The organism is Commensalibacter intestini A911, from assembly GCF_000231445.1.
Classification (GTDB): domain Bacteria; phylum Pseudomonadota; class Alphaproteobacteria; order Acetobacterales; family Acetobacteraceae; genus Commensalibacter; species Commensalibacter intestini.
On record NZ_AGFR01000009.1, the window covers coordinates 342792 to 359614 of the forward strand.

At 38.4% G+C, this 16823-nt stretch carries 12 protein-coding genes; 7 read left to right on the forward strand and 5 right to left on the reverse strand.

Features of this window, described 5'->3' with window-relative positions:
• Positions 1-17 precede the first annotated feature (17 nt).
• Positions 18-2705, forward strand: coding sequence for an aconitate hydratase AcnA (gene acnA, locus CIN_RS08710; RefSeq protein WP_008854716.1), 2688 nt, complete (start codon positions 18-20; stop codon positions 2703-2705).
• 54 nt (positions 2706-2759) lie between these two features.
• Here acnA and CIN_RS08715 read toward each other — a convergent pair whose 3' ends face one another.
• The 3 genes from CIN_RS08715 to pflB all read right to left on the reverse strand — a co-directional run bounded on the left by CIN_RS08715 (position 2760) and on the right by pflB (position 7430).
• The gene (locus CIN_RS08715) at positions 2760-4151 is read right to left on the reverse strand and encodes a tetratricopeptide repeat protein (protein ID WP_008854717.1); all 1392 of its coding nucleotides are present in this window, start codon (positions 4149-4151) and stop codon (positions 2760-2762) included.
• Between the two features lie 128 nt (positions 4152-4279).
• Positions 4280-5032, reverse strand: a complete 753-nt coding sequence (gene pflA / locus CIN_RS08720) for a pyruvate formate lyase 1-activating protein (RefSeq protein ID WP_040364234.1) — start codon at positions 5030-5032, stop codon at positions 4280-4282.
• A gap of 115 nt (positions 5033-5147) precedes the next feature.
• Positions 5148-7430, reverse strand: a complete 2283-nt coding sequence (gene pflB, locus CIN_RS08725) for a formate C-acetyltransferase (protein WP_008854719.1) — start codon at positions 7428-7430, stop codon at positions 5148-5150.
• A gap of 452 nt (positions 7431-7882) precedes the next feature.
• Between pflB and CIN_RS08730 the strand changes: the two genes are divergently transcribed.
• The 6 genes from CIN_RS08730 (at position 7883) to rbfA (ending at position 15261) form a co-directional block, all read left to right on the forward strand.
• Positions 7883-8983: a glycerol dehydrogenase gene (locus CIN_RS08730; RefSeq protein WP_008854720.1), complete on the forward strand. Its 1101-nt coding sequence runs from the start codon at positions 7883-7885 to the stop codon at positions 8981-8983.
• A 143-nt stretch (positions 8984-9126) separates the two neighbouring features.
• Positions 9127-9744 (forward strand): ribosome maturation factor RimP, encoded by a 618-nt coding sequence (rimP, locus tag CIN_RS08735; protein WP_280985066.1) that lies wholly within the window; start codon positions 9127-9129, stop codon positions 9742-9744.
• Between the two features lie 9 nt (positions 9745-9753).
• Complete coding sequence (gene nusA / locus CIN_RS08740; protein ID WP_008854722.1) at positions 9754-11286, forward strand: transcription termination factor NusA; 1533 nt, start codon at positions 9754-9756, stop codon at positions 11284-11286.
• 70 nt (positions 11287-11356) lie between these two features.
• Complete coding sequence (locus CIN_RS08745) at positions 11357-11938, forward strand: RNA-binding protein (RefSeq protein WP_008854723.1); 582 nt, start codon at positions 11357-11359, stop codon at positions 11936-11938.
• A 54-nt stretch (positions 11939-11992) separates the two neighbouring features.
• Complete coding sequence (gene infB, locus CIN_RS08750; RefSeq protein WP_008854725.1) at positions 11993-14839, forward strand: translation initiation factor IF-2; 2847 nt, start codon at positions 11993-11995, stop codon at positions 14837-14839.
• Positions 14839-15261: a 30S ribosome-binding factor RbfA gene (gene rbfA, locus CIN_RS08755; protein WP_008854726.1), complete on the forward strand. Its 423-nt coding sequence runs from the start codon at positions 14839-14841 to the stop codon at positions 15259-15261. Before infB ends, rbfA begins: the two co-directional genes overlap by 1 nt.
• A gap of 6 nt (positions 15262-15267) precedes the next feature.
• Here the strand turns inward: rbfA and CIN_RS08760 are convergent, their stop codons facing one another.
• Positions 15268-15870, reverse strand: a complete 603-nt coding sequence (locus CIN_RS08760) for a PqiC family protein (protein WP_008854727.1) — start codon at positions 15868-15870, stop codon at positions 15268-15270.
• The gene (locus CIN_RS08765) at positions 15867-16817 is read right to left on the reverse strand and encodes an MlaD family protein (RefSeq protein WP_040364235.1); all 951 of its coding nucleotides are present in this window, start codon (positions 16815-16817) and stop codon (positions 15867-15869) included. Before CIN_RS08765 ends, CIN_RS08760 begins: the two co-directional genes overlap by 4 nt.
• Between the last annotated feature and the right edge of the window lie 6 nt (positions 16818-16823).

The following is a 16823-nucleotide window of genomic DNA, read 5'->3' on the forward strand; positions in this document are numbered from 1 at the left end:
CGAATAAGGATGCCATTATGAAACTCATTGGCCAAGATAGTTTAAAAACTTGTCGCACTTTAGATGTGGATGGAAAAAGCTATCATTATTTTTCACTTCCTGAAGCAGAAAAACAAATAGGCTCAGTAAAACATTTACCTCATACATTAAAAGTATTGTTGGAAAATATTTTGCGCTTTGAAAATGGTCATGCTTTCACGGTTGATAATGCGAAGTCAGTTGTTGGATGGCTTAAAAATCGTCACAGTGATTCCGAAGTTCCATTTCGTCCAGCTCGTATTTTAATGCAAGATTTCACGGGCGTTCCAGCGGTTGTTGATTTAGCTGCGATGCGAGAAGGAATGATCAGCTTAAAAGGTGATCCACAAAAAGTTAATCCTTTAATTCCTGTAAATTTAGTGATCGATCACTCTGTGATGGTTGATTATGCAGGTTCTTCAACAGCGTTAACGCAAAATATTACGTTGGAATTTGAACGGAATGCAGAGCGTTATGCATTTTTACGTTGGGGACAAGAAGCATTTAAAGGCTTTTCTGTTGTGCCTCCTGATACTGGGATTTGTCATCAAGTCAATTTGGAGCATATTGCTAAAGTCGTTTGGCATAATGAGGAAGACGGTAAGACTTATGCTTATCCAGATACTTTATATGGAACAGATTCCCATACAACGATGATTAATGGTCTTGGCGTATTGGGTTGGGGCGTTGGTGGTATTGAAGCCGAAGCAGCTATGTTAGGGCAACCGATTACCATGTTAATTCCTGATGTGATTGGGTTTAAATTAACAGGAAAATTGGCCGCTGGTGTAACCGCAACGGACTTGGTTTTAAAAGTTACCGAAATGTTGCGTAAAAAAGGTGTGGTTGGTAAATTTGTTGAGTTCTTTGGTCCAGCTTTGGATCATTTGCCATTATATACTCGTGCAACTATTGCAAATATGGCACCTGAATATGGGGCAACGTGTGGGTTCTTCCCAGTTGATCAACAGGCATTAGATTATTTACGTCTAACAGGGCGTGATGAACATCAAATTAAACTGGTTGAAGCTTATCTTAAAGCTCAGGGTATGTTCCGTGATGCAAGTAGTGTTGATCCTGAATTTACAGATACATTAGAGTTAGATATTGGCACCGTTGTTCCTTCTATTTCTGGACCTCGTCGCCCTCAAGATCGTATTGATTTGGCGAAAGCAACTTCAGCTTTTGAAAAAGAATTGGTTGATGGATTCCATGTGACCGCAGATCAAGATAAATCTTATCCTGTTGCTAATGCAGATTATGAATTAGAACATGGCTCTGTAGTCATTGCAGCGATTACGTCTTGTACTAATACATCCAATGCTGAAGTGATGATGGCTGCAGGTTTATTAGCAAAGAAAGCCCATGCTTTGGGGTTAACGCGTAAACCTTGGGTGAAAACTTCATTAGCACCAGGTTCCAAAGTGGCTACTGAATATCTGCAAAATGCAGGGTTAATTGAACCTTTGAATGCATTAGGGTTTAATATCGTTGGCTATGGTTGTACCACATGTATTGGGAATTCAGGCCCTTTAACGGATGATATCATTGATACGATTGAAAATAATAAATTGGTTGGAACAGCAGTTCTTTCTGGTAATCGTAACTTTGAGGGGCGTATTTCTCCGAATGTTCGTGCAAATTATCTTGCTAGCCCTCCATTAGTTGTTGCTTATGCAATTTTGGGAACCTTGCGTAAAGATATTACCAAAGTTGCGTTAGGTGTTTCTAAAGATGGTAAAGAAATTTATTTAAAAGATATCTGGCCATCAGCAAAAGAGATCTCTGATGCAATGGCTTCTTCGATTACTCAAGGTGAGTTCCTTAAAGGGTATGATCACGTTGAGAAAGGCCCTAAAGAATGGCAAGCATTGGCTGTGGCAACAGGTTCACAAACTTATGGTTGGGATGATAAATCAACGTATGTTCGTAACCCACCTTATTTCGAGGGTATGGGTAAAGAGGCACCAGCTCATCGTTCAGATATTAAGGGCGCAAGAGTATTAGCACTCTTGGCTGATAACGTAACAACAGATCATATTTCTCCAGCGGGTTCTATTCGTAAAGACTCTCCAGCAGGACGTTACTTGACAGAAAATGGGGTTAAAGTAGAAGACTTTAACTCTTATGGTTCTCGTCGTGGTAACCATGAAGTGATGATGCGTGGTACATTTGCGAATATTCGTATTCGCAATGAGATGGTTCCTGGTGTTGAGGGCGGTTATACGAAACATTATCCAGATGGCAAAGAAGGTGCGATTTATGATGTTGCTATGCAATATCAGCAAGAAAAGACACCTTTGGTTGTGTTTGGTGGTAAAGAATATGGTATGGGTTCTTCTCGTGACTGGGCAGCTAAAGGAACTAATCTTTTAGGAGTTAAAGCCGTAGTTGCAGAAAGCTTTGAACGTATTCACCGTTCAAACCTTGTTGGAATGGGTGTGTTACCTTTGTTGTTTGAGGAGGGCACAACACGTCAAACATTGAACCTTAAAGGGGATGAGCAAATCGATATTATTGGTATTGAAACCTTGAAAGCACGTCAAAAAATGACAATGCGTATTCATCGTACTGATGGTTCGACACAAGAGGTTCCTTTAATCTGTCGTGTAGATACTCAAGAAGAGGTTGAGTATTACCGTCATGGTGGTATTTTACCTTATGTTCTTCGCTTGATGGCAGATTAATATTTGTTGTGATAGATAATAAAAAGGAGGCTTTAAGCCTCCTTTTTATTGAGATTATTTTTCTGATGTAATTAATTTTGTAATAGAGTCTATTAATATAGTGACTGATTTATCATAAGGCACTAGGTTATGGGCCTGTTTTGCACTCTCTAGTGCAGGTTGTAGTTGTCCTAATTCTTTATAATATGTAGCTAGATCTTTCCATCCTAGTGGACTATTTGGATCAACATGAACACCTTCTGTTGCAGCCTTTACAGCTTCTAATAAATCTCCCATATCATGCAAAATGCGAGCTAAAATACGATAACAGTTTCCAGTAGAGGGAGATTCTTTTATCGCTTGATATGCTAGTTTTTTTCCTGCAGATAAATTGCCTAGACGATGTTGACATTCAGCTGCCAGAGTAAGTATTTGCCAACTAATTTTTTTCTGTTCAATAACATAATTACAAATTGCTAAAGCGAGATTTGGGAAACCGTGATCAGATGCCTCTTTAAGGATATTAAACAGAATAGTTTTTTCTAAACTGATAAGTTTGTTTTTCCATTGATCTGTAAGTATATGTTTCCATAGTTGATGTTTAAAAATTAATGCTTTAAAATCTCTTTGGTGATGAAGTGGTATATGTTGGAAATTTAGCAATTTATTAGCGCATGCAAGAGCAACCGATGTATATCTGGTTCTTAATCCCATAACTATATAGTAACGGGCAGTTTTTCGTCGATTTCGTGCGAGCTGTTGGCATTGGCTCTCAGTAAGGGTTCCGGCAAAAGCATCATCTAAAAATGTTGAAAGAATGCCGGCCTCTCCCATCCACCCCATTACTATGTGCCCAACTAAAGGCATTTTAAAAAGAGTTACATTTGGGCCTGTTAATCTTTCGACATGTTTGCGGTCTAAATCTAAAAGAGGATCATATGCAATATAAACTTTTTTTGCGTTTTTTATTCCATAATAAGCATCAGCAAAATCTCCAGTCCAATTCTGCGCAGTCCCTTCAGGGTAACGAGTTTCCCATGGTGCTAAATCAGCATGGAGTGTAGATTGTGGGTTAAAGGCAACTACAATTGCATTGGGACAAGCTTCTGCAAAGGTAAGGGCAGCAAAACCGCCCATTGAGGATCCATAAAGAATTACTTGTTGGAAGCTCGAAATAAATATTTTAAAATTATGTGATCTAAAAAAGTTATGTAAATCGGCACCTCGGTACCAATCAACTTTTTTTGGTTTAATACCAAGAACAGAAAAGCCTTTACGTGTTAGGAATGTTGCTCCCCATGCTTCACGCATTTTGTCTAAACGTGGTTTTTTGGGTTGATCAGCATTTTCAAACGTAATTATTAATTGATTTAATTTCCCTGGTATATAATCAATAAAATAATTATCAATTTCTTTAGAGAAAAATGATATTCCAGAAGAGTATTGACTTTGATAATCAAATAGCATTTATTTCAATCTCCATATGCTGCAATAATATGGCTTTAATAAATTTATATCATAATTACATTGATAATATTAGTAATAAAATGAAGTAAAATATTAAAATGAATTTTTATTAAGAGGTCGTGTGTAAATTAAAAAATCACTTTGTGACCATAGTTCGAGATTATTTTTTGTAATCGTTCTAATGTTGCACGAGAAGGCGATTCAACATTCTCGAGTTGATATTCTTTATGCATAATCTCCCACTTTACTTTTCCCATTTGGTGAAAAGGTAAAAGCTCTATCCGTTCAATATTGTCCATATTTTTGGTAAATTGCCCCAATAAATGAGCAGATTCATCATCATCTGTCCAACCAGGAACTACAACATATCGTATCCATGTGCGTTTGTTGTGTTGATGTAAATATTCAGCAAATTGCTTGGCATATTGATTGGAAACGCCTGTTAATTTTTGATGTACCTCATCATTCATTTGCTTTAAATCAAGCATAACGAGATCTGTTTCATTTACAAGATCATCAATTTCTGGAGTATATTTTCTGACATAGCCGTTGGTATCAAGGCATGTGGTAAGATTTTCTTGATGACATGCTTTGAACCATTCGTAGACAAAACGGGCTTGTAATACAGCTTCTCCACCAGAAGCAGTAACACCACCACCATTAGGTTGTAAGAAGGGTTTATAAGTAACGATTTCCTGTATTAATTCAGGAACAGTCACAAAACGTCCTCCCTGCATATCCCAAGTATCTGGGTTATGACAATATAGACATTTCATGAGGCAGCCTTGGAAAAAAACAATAAAACGAATTCCGTCACCATCGACTGTGCCAAAAGATTCAATGGAGTGGATACGGCCTCTGATGTGGTCGTCTGTATGCATTATTAACTTACTTTCATTTTATCAGTTTTTATAGCATGATTCGTTAAAAGAAAGGCCCTTTGCAGGACCTTTCTTTATCTATCATTTATGTAGTCAACAAGTAGATGAATATCAATTACATCGTAGCGGTAAAAGTACGATTAATGACATCATTTTGTTGTTCCGTTGTTAATGAGTTGAAGCGCACAGCATACCCAGAAACACGGATTGTTAGGCTTGGATATTTTTCAGGATGTTGTTGTGCATCAACCAATGTTTCACGGTTAAAGACGTTTACATTCAAATGTTGTCCACCTTCACGATTATCATTATGGTGGAAATATCCATCCATCATTCCAGCTAGGTTTGTTTTACGCATAGAATCATCTTTTCCTAATGCGTTTGGAATAATAGAGAATGTATAAGAAATACCGTCTTTTGCATATTCGTAAGGAAGTTTAGCAACAGAGGTCAATGAAGCAACAGCACCTTTTTTATCGCGACCATGCATTGGGTTTGCACCTGGTCCGAATGGAGCGCCAGAACGACGACCATCAGGTGTATTTCCTGTTTTCTTACCATATACAACGTTAGAAGTAATGGTTAATACAGATTGAGTTGCGATTGCATCACGATACATAGGAAGTTTTTTAATTTTCTTCATGAAACGTTCAACAAGATCACAAGCGATATCATCAACTCTTGCATCGTTATTTCCGAACTGAGGATATTCACCTTCAATTTCGAAATCAACAGCAACACCATTTTCGTCACGAACAGGGCGTACTTTTGCATATTTAATTGCAGATAAAGAGTCTGCAGCAACAGAAAGTCCAGCAATACCACAAGCCATTGTACGAACAATGTCACGATCATGTAATGCCATTAATGCTGCTTCATAGCTATATTTATCATGCATATAATGGATACAATTTAGAGCAGTTACATAATTTGTTGCCAACCAATCCATAAAGCTATCCATACCAGCCATAACTTTATCGAAATCTAAGACTTCATCCATCATTGGTGCAGTTTTAGGACCAACTTGAGCTTTTGATTTTTCATCTACGCCGCCATTGATTACATAAAGCAATGTTTTAGCAAGGTTTGCACGAGCTCCAAAGAATTGCATTTGTTTACCAACCACCATTGGGCTAACACAACATGCAATTGCATAATCATCGCTGTTAAAGTCTGGACGCATCAAATCATCATTTTCATATTGCAATGATGAAGTGTCGATAGAAACCTTACTTGCAAACTCTTTGAAAGTTTGAGGAAGTTTTTCAGACCATAGAACTGTCATGTTTGGTTCTGGAGAGGGTCCCATTGTGTACAATGTATTCAAGAAACGGAAAGAGTTCTTGGTTACCAATGTACGACCATCAAGTCCTGTACCACCAATAGATTCTGTTGCCCAAATTGGGTCACCAGAGAATAACTCATCATATTCTGGGGTACGTAAGAAACGAACCATACGAAGTTTCATCACAAAGTGATCAATGAATTCTTGAGCTTGTGTTTCAGTAATTACACCATTTTCTAGATCACGTTGGATATAAATATCCAAGAATGTTGATGTACGTCCTAAAGACATCGCAGCACCATTTTGAGATTTAACCGCAGCTAAATAACCAAAATAGGTCCATTGAACAGCTTCATGAGCATTGGTTGCAGGGCCTGAAATATCAAAGCCATAACTTGCAGCCATTTTTTTCATGTCGTTTAATGCACGGAATTGTTCTGTAACTTCTTCACGTAAACGAATAGTAGCTTCAAGGTTTTTACCTGTTTCTAGGTCTTTTTGTAAATCGTCAAATTGTTGACGTTTATCAGCCATCAAGTAATCAATACCGTATAAAGCAACACGGCGATAATCCCCAATGATACGACCACGACCATAAGCATCTGGTAACCCAGTAATTACACCAGATTTACGACAAGCCATGATTTCTGGGGTGTAAACATCAAAAACGCCTTGGTTATGAGATTTACGATATTTGGTAAAGATTTCTAAAACTTCAGGATCTAAAGTTTTGTCATATGCTTTACATGAACTTTCGATCATACGAATACCACCATTAGGCATGATTGCACGCTTTAATGGCTTGTCGGTTTGTAAACCAACAATTGTTTCTAGAGGTTTATCAATATATCCAGCGTCATGAGAAGTAATTGTAGCAATAATTTTTGTATCGAAATCTAAAGGGGCTTTAGTCGCATTTTCAACTTTAATCCCTTCCATAACTTCTGCCCACAATTTATCAGTTGCTTCTGTTGCGGATGCTAAAAAGGATTCGTCCCCTTCATATGGGGTATAGTTAGCTTGGATAAAGTCACGAACAGCGACTTCTTCTTGCCAGTTATTTCCTTTAAAGCCTTTCCAAGCAACTGCATGTTTATCTGTGAGTTTAGACATATATATCTCCTTAGTATTTCAGTAAGAGAAAGTCATTTTTATTCGTTAGTATAAAATGATAGGAAGTCCTTTTTTGAATAAAAATTTAGACTATCAGTAAAGAATTTATTAATTTGTTTTGAAAAAGAAACGGTATTTATTATAGAACTGTTAGTAAAATACCGAATACTGACCCAGCCCCTAATGTAATTAAAAGAGGAGTAAAAAAAACTTTTTACTTCAGTCAGTTTCTTCATAGATTTAATCTCTATAAAATATTTAGCATAATTTTGACGTCAATTATTTCACGTCATTGTGATTATTATTTTAGGGGTAAAACTGATTTTTTTCAAGGTTTAACTGTTATATTGTTTAAATATATTAAAGTTTATTAATAAAATATATTAAATAGAAGGTTATACCTGCTTTCGTTTTGACCTTTGTAGATTTTAAGTAACAAATAAGGAAAAAAAATGTCAAATCTTCCTCGTACTGTAACTTCTCCTAAAAAATTCATCATTGGCAGTAGTATTTTAAAAGACCTTCATGAATATGTGAAAGATTTTGGTGATAATGCCCTATTGCTATGCGATGAATTTATCATGGAGCGAGTCAATAGTGAGGCTTTGTCATATCTTCACATGGCTGGATTAAATGGCAAAGTTGAAAAGTTTAATTATGAGTGTACTGATACAGAGATTAAACGGCTTATTGCGTTGATGGATGAGTTATCTGCAAATGTTATTGTAGGTATTGGTGGTGGCAAAACGCTCGATACTGCAAAGGCTGTTGCTTATTATAAAAAAAATCCTGTGATTATTTTTCCAACGATTGCTTCAACAGATGCTCCTTGTACAGCGTTGGCAGTTATATATAAGGAAAATGGTGCTTTTGATCGGTATTTATATTTACCTCAAAATCCAGATGTTGTGATTGCAGATACGTCGATTATTGCTCAAGCACCTGTTCGATTCTTTGCTGCTGGGGTTGGGGATGCGTTGGCTACATATTTTGAAGCGCGAGCTTGTTATGCTGTGGATGGTGTAAATCTGGTTTTAAAAAGACCTTCACGAACAGGAATAGGGCTTGCGCGTTTATGCTATGAAGTGTTGCAAGAGAACGTTGAGGCAGCCATGGATGCAGTGAGTAATAAAATTGTAACACCTGCTTTAGAGCAAGTGATTGAAGCAACGATTTACCTGAGTGGTGTTGGTGCAGAATCTGGTGGATTGGCTGCGGCACATGCGGTGAATAATGGAATGTCTATGGTGCCTGATTTACATAAAGCACAGCATGGGGAAAAGGTTGCTTTTGGGTTATTAACTCAGTTGGTTTTAGAGAATGCTCCAAAAGAAGAGTTTGATGAAGTTATTCGTATTATCAAGGCGGTTGGTTTGCCATTAACATTGCAAGATATGGGATTAAAAGAGTTTGTTGAAGATGAATGGCGTAAAGTTGCAGAGGTTGCCTGTGATGAACATGATACGATGAGCAATATGCCTAAAAAAGTAACTGCTAATGAAGTCTATCAAGCAATGATTGCTGCGAATATGCTGGCTACGCGTTATAAATAAGGATGTTATTGAAATATAAAATAAAAGATACCAACGCGTTAATAATAGTTAATGCTTGTAAAAAAAGATTTTTTCGATTAAGCTAATAAAAAATTATCTTCCTTATTGTGGGGGGTGGCCTTAGTCGGCCGCCTTTTTTTGTTTTGGATTCATTAGAATTTTCGGATAACCGTCTTGACCGTCGTATTGCTGCATTGATTGAACCTACGTTGATCGATATGGGCTACGAAATCGTTAGAATTATGATCTTAGGTAAAACGGCATTGACCTTGCAAATTATGGTCGATCGTGCGGATGGATCTTTGATTAATGTTGAAGATTGCGAACAGATCAGTCATGCTGTCAGTGCTATTTTGGATGTTGATGATCCAATTGAAGCTGCATGGACATTAGAGGTCTCTTCTGCAGGGATTGATCGTCCTTTGGTTCGTCCAAAAGATTGGAATCGTTTTTCTGGCCATTTGGCAAAAGCAGAAACGATGATTCCTGTTGAAGGCAGAAGACGTTTTTCTGGTATCGCACTAGGTGCAGATGATGAATTTGCACGGATGCGTTTGGATGATGGTGCAGAAGTGGCTTTGCCTTTCTCTGAAATTCGTAAGGCTAAATTGGTTTTAACGGATGCTTTGATTGATGCTTGTCAACATATGTTGAGCCCTAGGGATGTTGTATCTGAGGATTCAGAAGAATCTATTGAGGAAGATACAGATAAAGACCAGTCAAAACGATCTGGTAAAAATAATCGTTATAAAACACATTGAGAGGTTTCAATGGATACGTCAGTTTCTCGTCCTGAGTTATTATTGGTTGCGGATGCAGTTGCTCGTGAAAAGGCGATTAGTCGAGATGAAGTGCTTGAAGCTATGGAGCAAGCTATTCAGAAAGCTGGTCGTGCAAAATATGGTCATGAAAAAGATATTCGTGCGATTATTGATCGTAAAACGGGTGAGGTTCGTTTGTCTCGTTGGACCGAAGTTGTAGAAGAAGTCGAGCACGAAGATTCTCAAATTCCTTATGCAATTGCGATTAAAATTCAACCGAATATTAAAATCGGTGAACATATTGTTGATCCATTACCTCCGATTGATTTTGGGCGGATTGCAGCACAAACAGCAAAGCAAGTGATTGTGCAACGTGTTCGTGAGTTTGAACGTAACCGTCAATATGAAGATTTCAAAGACCGTGTAGGTGAAATCGTGAATGGTACGATTAAACGTACAGAATACGGTAATTTACTTGTAGAAATTGGTAGTTCAGAAGCATTGTTGCGTCGTGATGAATTGATTCCTCGTGAGAATTTCCGTAACTCTGAACGAGTTCGCGCTTATATTTATGATGTGCGTAAAGAGCCTCGTGGACCACAAATTTTCTTATCACGTTCTCATCCTGCATTTTTGGCAAAATTATTTGCTCAAGAAGTGCCTGAAATCTATGATGGTATTATTGAAATTAAAGCTGTTGCTAGAGATCCAGGATCTCGTGCGAAGATGGCTGTTACTTCTAAAGATACAACTATTGATCCTGTCGGTGCTTGCGTAGGGGTTAGAGGATCTCGTGTTCAAGCTGTGGTGCAAGAGTTGCAAGGTGAGAAGATCGATATTATTCCTTGGGACGGTCAAGCTGCAACTTTTGTTGTGAATGCATTAGCTCCTGCAGAAGTTACTAAAGTGGTGATGGACGAAGAAGCCGGACGTGTTGAGGTTGTTGTTCCTGATGATCAACTCAGTTTAGCAATTGGTCGTCGCGGTCAAAATGTGCGTTTGGCTAGTCAGTTAACCCGTTGGGATATTGATATTTTAACTGAGACTGAAGAATCTGAACGTAGACAAGAAGAATTTAAAGCAAGAACAACAGCACTGGTGAATGATTTAGACGTTGATGATGTTATTGCAGGTCTTTTGGTCACTGAAGGTTTCCATAATATTGACGAGCTTGCTTATACTGCACCGGAAGAAATTGCTGAAATTGATGGGTTTGATGAAAATGTTGCGCAAGAGCTTGTGCAGCGTGCAGAAGAATTTTTGGTTAAACAACAAGATTCTTTAGAGCAAAAACGTCAAGAGCTTGGTGTGGTTGATGAGATTGTTGAGCTTGATTGCTTTACGCCACAAATGCTGATATTATTAGGTGAAAAGGGTGTGAAAACCCTTGATGACCTTGCAGATCTTGCAAGTGATGAATTGATCGATATTTTAGGAACTGATTCTTTGGATGAGGAAACTGCAAACGCGATCATTATGCGAGCAAGAGAGCATTGGTTTGAAGATGAAGAAGGGCAAAAATCTCAAGAAGGTGAAGCATAATTAAATCTATTGTCGTAATATTTGTAGCTGTTTTGATGAAACCTCTTTTAATTCTTGGTAAACTGCGGTAATGATGAAGAAGTCTGAAGCACCAAAGGAACAACGTTGTTGTTTGGTCACAAGAGAGAAAGGTTGTCCGGAAGAGTTGATTCGTTTTGTTGTATCCCCTGATGAAATGGTGGTTCCTGACTTGACAGAGCGTCTCCCTGGGCGAGGAATGTGGTTGCAAGCAAATAAAAATGTGCTACATACGGCAATACAACGTCGTGTGTTTTCCAAAGCCGCACAGTGCCAAGTGAAAATTCCTGATAATTTATTGTCAATGATTATAGACGGTTTAAAGTTTCGGATAAAAGATGGCTTGGGTCTTGCAAGGCGTGCTGGACAGATTACATATGGTTTTGTAAAAGTAAGGGAAAAGATTTCTCAAAATAATGTTGGGTTAATCATACAAGCTTCAGACGGTAGTGAAGACGAAAAATTACGTTTACTCTCTGGGGCAAAAAATTTGCCAGTTGTATCCGTTTTTACGGGTGAAGAGTTGGGAAAACTCTTTGGTCGTGATTATGTTGTTCATGCGGCAATTCACACAGGTCCGTTTGTTAATCGAATTTTCAATGACAACAAGCGGTTAGCAGGGTTTATCAATTAAGGTATTGGGTTCGGCGGGTTAAATCCGGCGGATGGATAAAGAATAGGCAGGTATATGAGCGAAGGCAACGATCAAGAACAAGGGCAAGGGCAAGGTAAAAAACGTCTATCTTTACGTTCGTCGGTAAGGCAAGATGCAGGACGCACTGTCGATGCAGGATCTATAAGACAAAGTTTTAGTCATGGGCGCACAAAAGTTGTGCAGGTAGAAGTCCGTAAGAAACGTGGTGCTTCTGCTGCTGGCGAGAAAACAGCAGGAAATACGACCGGCGTGGCACGTAAGCCAGCAACTAAAAAGTCTGCTGGTGGTGTTGCAAGTAAAAGAGGATTAACAGCCTCAGAGTTGGCTACACGTCAACGTGTGCTAGAAGAGCAACGTATTGATCAGCAACGTAAAGAAGTAGAACGCAGAGAGCAAGAAAAAATTGCTATTTTATCTGCTGCAGAAGAAGCAAAGCGTCGTGAAGAAGAAAAAGCTCAACAAGAAGTTGCTGCTGCGAAAGAAGCTGAAAAAGCACGAATAGAAGCAGAAAGTGCTGCAAAGGTAGAAGCTGAAGCTGTTCAAAAAGCTCAAGATGTTGAAGTGAAAAGACAGTCTGCGGTAAAATCAACGCAAGAAACTAAAAGAGTATCAGATCAATCTCCGCCTGATCGTAAAGTTAAAGTTTCACACGTTCCTATCCCAGGAGAGATTACTTTTGCACCGACACCAAAGCCTGTAGAACCTCTAGCAAAACGCGCGGTTATGTCTAGTAAACCAGCGGCAAAAACAACTGCAGCGCCAGCAATGATGGATGGTGAGAAAAATTTAGGGCGTAAAACAGATAAAGACGATAATAAAATTGTTAAAAAATCTAATGATTTTGTAAGAGCTCGCCCTGATTCACGTGATGATACAGATAGTGAAGACGGTGATGGTCGTAGAGGCGGAGGCGGTGCTCGTCGTGGTGCGGGTGCAGCTCGTAAACCTAGTGGTGGCCGTGGCAAATCAGGTGATAATCGTCGCTCTGGTAAAATTGATATTCAAGCAGCCATTGAAGGCGAAGATGATAATAAAATGCGTTCTTTGGCTTCTATGCGTCGTCAAAGGGAACGTGAACGTCGTCAAGCTGAGCTTGAAAGATTGCGTGCAGATCAAGTTAAAGTCGTTCGTGATGTGACTTTGCCTGAAACAATTACAGTTCAAGAGTTGGCTAATCGTATGGCTGCTCGTCAAGGGGATGTTATTAAATCCTTGATGAAAATGGGTGTAATGGCAACGGTTAATCAATCCTTAGATGCAGATACAGCTGAGCTTGTTATTGAAGAGTTTGGTCATCGCGTTCATAGAGTTGCAGATAGTGACGTTGAGTTGGGTATTGAGGGTGTTCAAGATACTGATGAAAATCAATTATCTCGCCCACCTGTTGTTACTGTTATGGGACATGTTGATCATGGTAAGACATCTTTGCTTGATGCGTTGCGTACAACGGATACAGCCAGAGGTGAAGCTGGGGGAATTACTCAGCACATCGGTGCTTATCAAGTAAAACTACCATCAGGTGCAAGAATTACATTCTTGGATACACCAGGTCATGAAGCTTTTACAGCAATGCGTTCTCGTGGTGCATCTGTAACTGATATCGTTGTATTGGTTGTTGCTGCAGATGATGGGGTTATGCCTCAAACTATCGAAGCAATTAAACATGCAAAAGCTGCTGGTGTACCTATTATTGTTGCAATTAATAAATGTGACTTACCTGGTGCTAATCCTGATCGTGTTCGTCAAGAATTACTGCAATATGAAATTGTTGTAGAGCAAATGGGCGGTGATACTCAGGATGTTGAAGTTTCTGCAAAAAAACGTATTGGTTTAGATAAACTTGAAGAAGCAATTATCCTATTGGCAGAACTACAAGAGTTGAAAGCTAATCCAAACCGCATTGCAGAAGGTGCAGTGATAGAAAGTCGTTTGGATAAAGGCCGTGGACCTGTAGCAACATTGTTAGTGCAAAAAGGAACCTTGAACAAAGGGGACGTGATTGTTGCTGGCGCTGAATGGGGACGTGTTCGTGCGATGTTAGATGACAAAAACACGAATATGAAACATGCTGGGCCATCTGCTCCTGTTGAGTTGTTAGGATTAACAGGTGTTCCTCGTGCTGGTGAACCTTTTATTGTCGTTGATAGTGAAAGTAAAGCTAGAGAGATCTCTGAGTTCAGACAACGTAAAGTGCGTGAAAAACAAGCTGCTGTCCGTCTTGCTGCTCGTGGTACTTTGGATCAAATGTTGGCTCGTATTCAAGCTGGTGAACAAAAAGAAGTCGCTGTCTTGATCAAGGCTGATGTTCAAGGTTCTGCTGAAGCAATTCAGACAACGGTATTGAAACTAGAGCATGAAGAAATCAAAGTTAATGTGATTTCCGCAACTGTTGGTCAGATCACAGAAAGTGATGTGCAACTTGCTAAAGCTTCTAATGCAATTATCGTGGCGTTTAACGTTCGTGCAACAGTTCAAGCAAGAGAGTTAGCTCAACAAGAAGACGTTGATATTCATTATTACTCAATTATTTATCAAGTGATTGATGATATTGAGAAATTAATTAAAGGGCGTATTGCACCTAAACAACGTGAGAAATTCTTGGGTTATGCTGAGATCCGTAAAGTCTTCTCTATTGGTAAGACCGTTAAAGTTGCTGGATGTTATGTAACACAAGGTGTTGTTCGTCGTGGATGTGGTGTACGCTTGCTACGTGATAACGTTGTTATTCACGCAGGTAATTTGAGCCAATTGAAACGCTTTAAAGACGATGTAAAAGAAGTTGCACATGAATATGAATGTGGTCTTTCTTTTGCTGGATTTAATGACTTACGCGAAGGCGATGTCGTTGAGTGTTACGAAATGGAAACTATTGAAGCCTAATGAATAAGCCTTTATTTACAGGAAAAAGCTCTTTGGGAAAAAATCCCAAAGAGCCTTCTCAAAGACAATTACGCGTTGCCGAAGAGGTTAGACATGTTTTATCTGATGTCTTTGCACGAACAGAATTTCGTAATCCAGAGTTACGTGATAAACGTTTGACGGTTACCGAAGTTAGAATGACTCCAGATTTACGGAACGCGATTATTTATGTCGTACGTTTGGGGGCAAGTAATGTAGAAGAATTGTTGCCAGCTTTGAGAAAGGCTGCACCATATCTTCGTTCTCAGCTTAGTCAAAAGTTGAGTTTAAAGTTCTTACCTGAACTTCGTTTTCAGGCAGATACAGGGTTAGATTATGCAGCAAAAATCGATGTTTTGCTGCATCAACCAGAAGTATTAAGAGATCTAGATAAAGAAGATTAAAATTTATTAGCGTAACTGTTGGATCGTTGTATTGATACTGTCTGTCAGTTGCGTTAATGCTTTTTGCTCTAGTTGTATAATTTCACTATCCGTTTTAATAGATCCTTGAACTACGAAATTAGTTCTTTGTTTTTGAATAGGTAATTGCGAGTCTTTTGGTATAATTGACCATGTTGCTTCAATAGTTAACTTACCTGTTTGATCTGGATCTGCTTGTAAATCAAAACGTCTAATATTAATCATTAACTGATAATTGGGTGGCGTTACTGGGGATTCATTGGTAATCCATAAATTGGGATTTTTATCAGTTAGAAGATTAGCAATAAATCCTGTCGCACCTACAGATAAAATACTACTCATTCTTCCATTAACACTATGATTTACGACTGTATCATGACGTGTGGTAATGTCTGTAGTATTGAGATAATCAGGCACAGTAACGCGTACAATATAAATTACAGTGGCATTATCTGAAGAGGTCTGTGTGCGTGAAGGTTGAGGAATGATATTCCCCCCTTCTGTTAATGTATAATATTGTAGTGCTGGAGCTGCACATCCAACCAGCAGAGAGAAAGTGCCAATAGCACCATAAGTTATTATTTTTTTCATTGGCGACGACCTGTTAATAGAATTTTAGGGTTACGTTCAATTTGTGTAGAGAATCCACGTAATGAAACAGCAGCATCTGCCAAGTTTTGTAGAATAATCTCCAAATTATTGCGTGTTGTAGAGCGTACAGATGTCATAGATTTTATATTTTGTAAGACATCAGAAGCGTTATTGAGTGTTTTGTTTGTTGATACTAATATTTTTTGGAACTCAGCCCCTTTAGTTTTGATTTGCTTATCACCGTCAACAAGTAATGTATTTAGATTAAGAAAGAGTTTATCAAGTTTTTGATCAACGTTAGCAATTAGTTTATTACTACTATCTGACGTTTGTTTGACATTATCTAATAAGGCAGGGATTTTTTGGTTTAACACATCTGTTAATTGTCCAACCTTAAGGACAGTTTTGTCTAAATCTGTTGAAAGCTTTTCAAGTTGTAGATGCATTAATTCAGATTTTATCTGTTGAATAGCAGACGGATGAGAAGGAATTTCAATGAGATGATCTGTAAATTGAGGATGAAAAACAGGTTTATCACCAGGATAAAAATCTAAGAATATATTAGAAGAGCCTGTAACAAAGCTTTCAGTACTAATTTCCGCACGAAGCCCATTGGCAATCATTGTATCCATAAAGTCTTTATAATCTCTGTAATGGGTATCTAAACGAATTTTTTGTGGATCAACGCTTATGACAACAGGGATAAAAGCTTGATGTATTTTTGGATCAAACTGTAATGTAATAGAGTTTACTGTGCCGACTTGCACGCCTCGGAATGTAACTGGCGCACCAATCGATAATCCTGTTACTGATCCTGGGAAAACAATCACTGCTTGTCTTTTAGTAGAAAAGAAGCTGAAATTTCCGAAAAAGATGATTACAGTCAATAGAAGAATTAGTCCTCCTAGAACGAATGCTCCAATAGCTGTTTGTTTATTGATTGTCATAGTGGA

Bases quoted from the DNA above. Each gene is read 5' to 3' on its own strand.
- acnA (WP_008854716.1), top strand. From the start codon at position 18: ATGAAACTCATTGGCCAAGATAGTTTAAAAACTTGTCGCACTTTAGAT.
- CIN_RS08715 (WP_008854717.1), bottom strand. From the start codon at position 4,151: ATGCTATTTGATTATCAAAGTCAATACTCTTCTGGAATATCATTTTTC.
- pflA (WP_040364234.1), bottom strand. From the start codon at position 5,032: ATGCATACAGACGACCACATCAGAGGCCGTATCCACTCCATTGAATCT.
- pflB (WP_008854719.1), bottom strand. From the start codon at position 7,430: ATGTCTAAACTCACAGATAAACATGCAGTTGCTTGGAAAGGCTTTAAA.
- CIN_RS08730 (WP_008854720.1), top strand. From the start codon at position 7,883: ATGTCAAATCTTCCTCGTACTGTAACTTCTCCTAAAAAATTCATCATT.
- nusA (WP_008854722.1), top strand. From the start codon at position 9,754: ATGGATACGTCAGTTTCTCGTCCTGAGTTATTATTGGTTGCGGATGCA.
- CIN_RS08745 (WP_008854723.1), top strand. From the start codon at position 11,357: ATGATGAAGAAGTCTGAAGCACCAAAGGAACAACGTTGTTGTTTGGTC.
- infB (WP_008854725.1), top strand. From the start codon at position 11,993: ATGAGCGAAGGCAACGATCAAGAACAAGGGCAAGGGCAAGGTAAAAAA.
- rbfA (WP_008854726.1), top strand. From the start codon at position 14,839: ATGAATAAGCCTTTATTTACAGGAAAAAGCTCTTTGGGAAAAAATCCC.
- CIN_RS08760 (WP_008854727.1), bottom strand. From the start codon at position 15,870: ATGAAAAAAATAATAACTTATGGTGCTATTGGCACTTTCTCTCTGCTG.
- CIN_RS08765 (WP_040364235.1), bottom strand. From the start codon at position 16,817: ATGACAATCAATAAACAAACAGCTATTGGAGCATTCGTTCTAGGAGGA.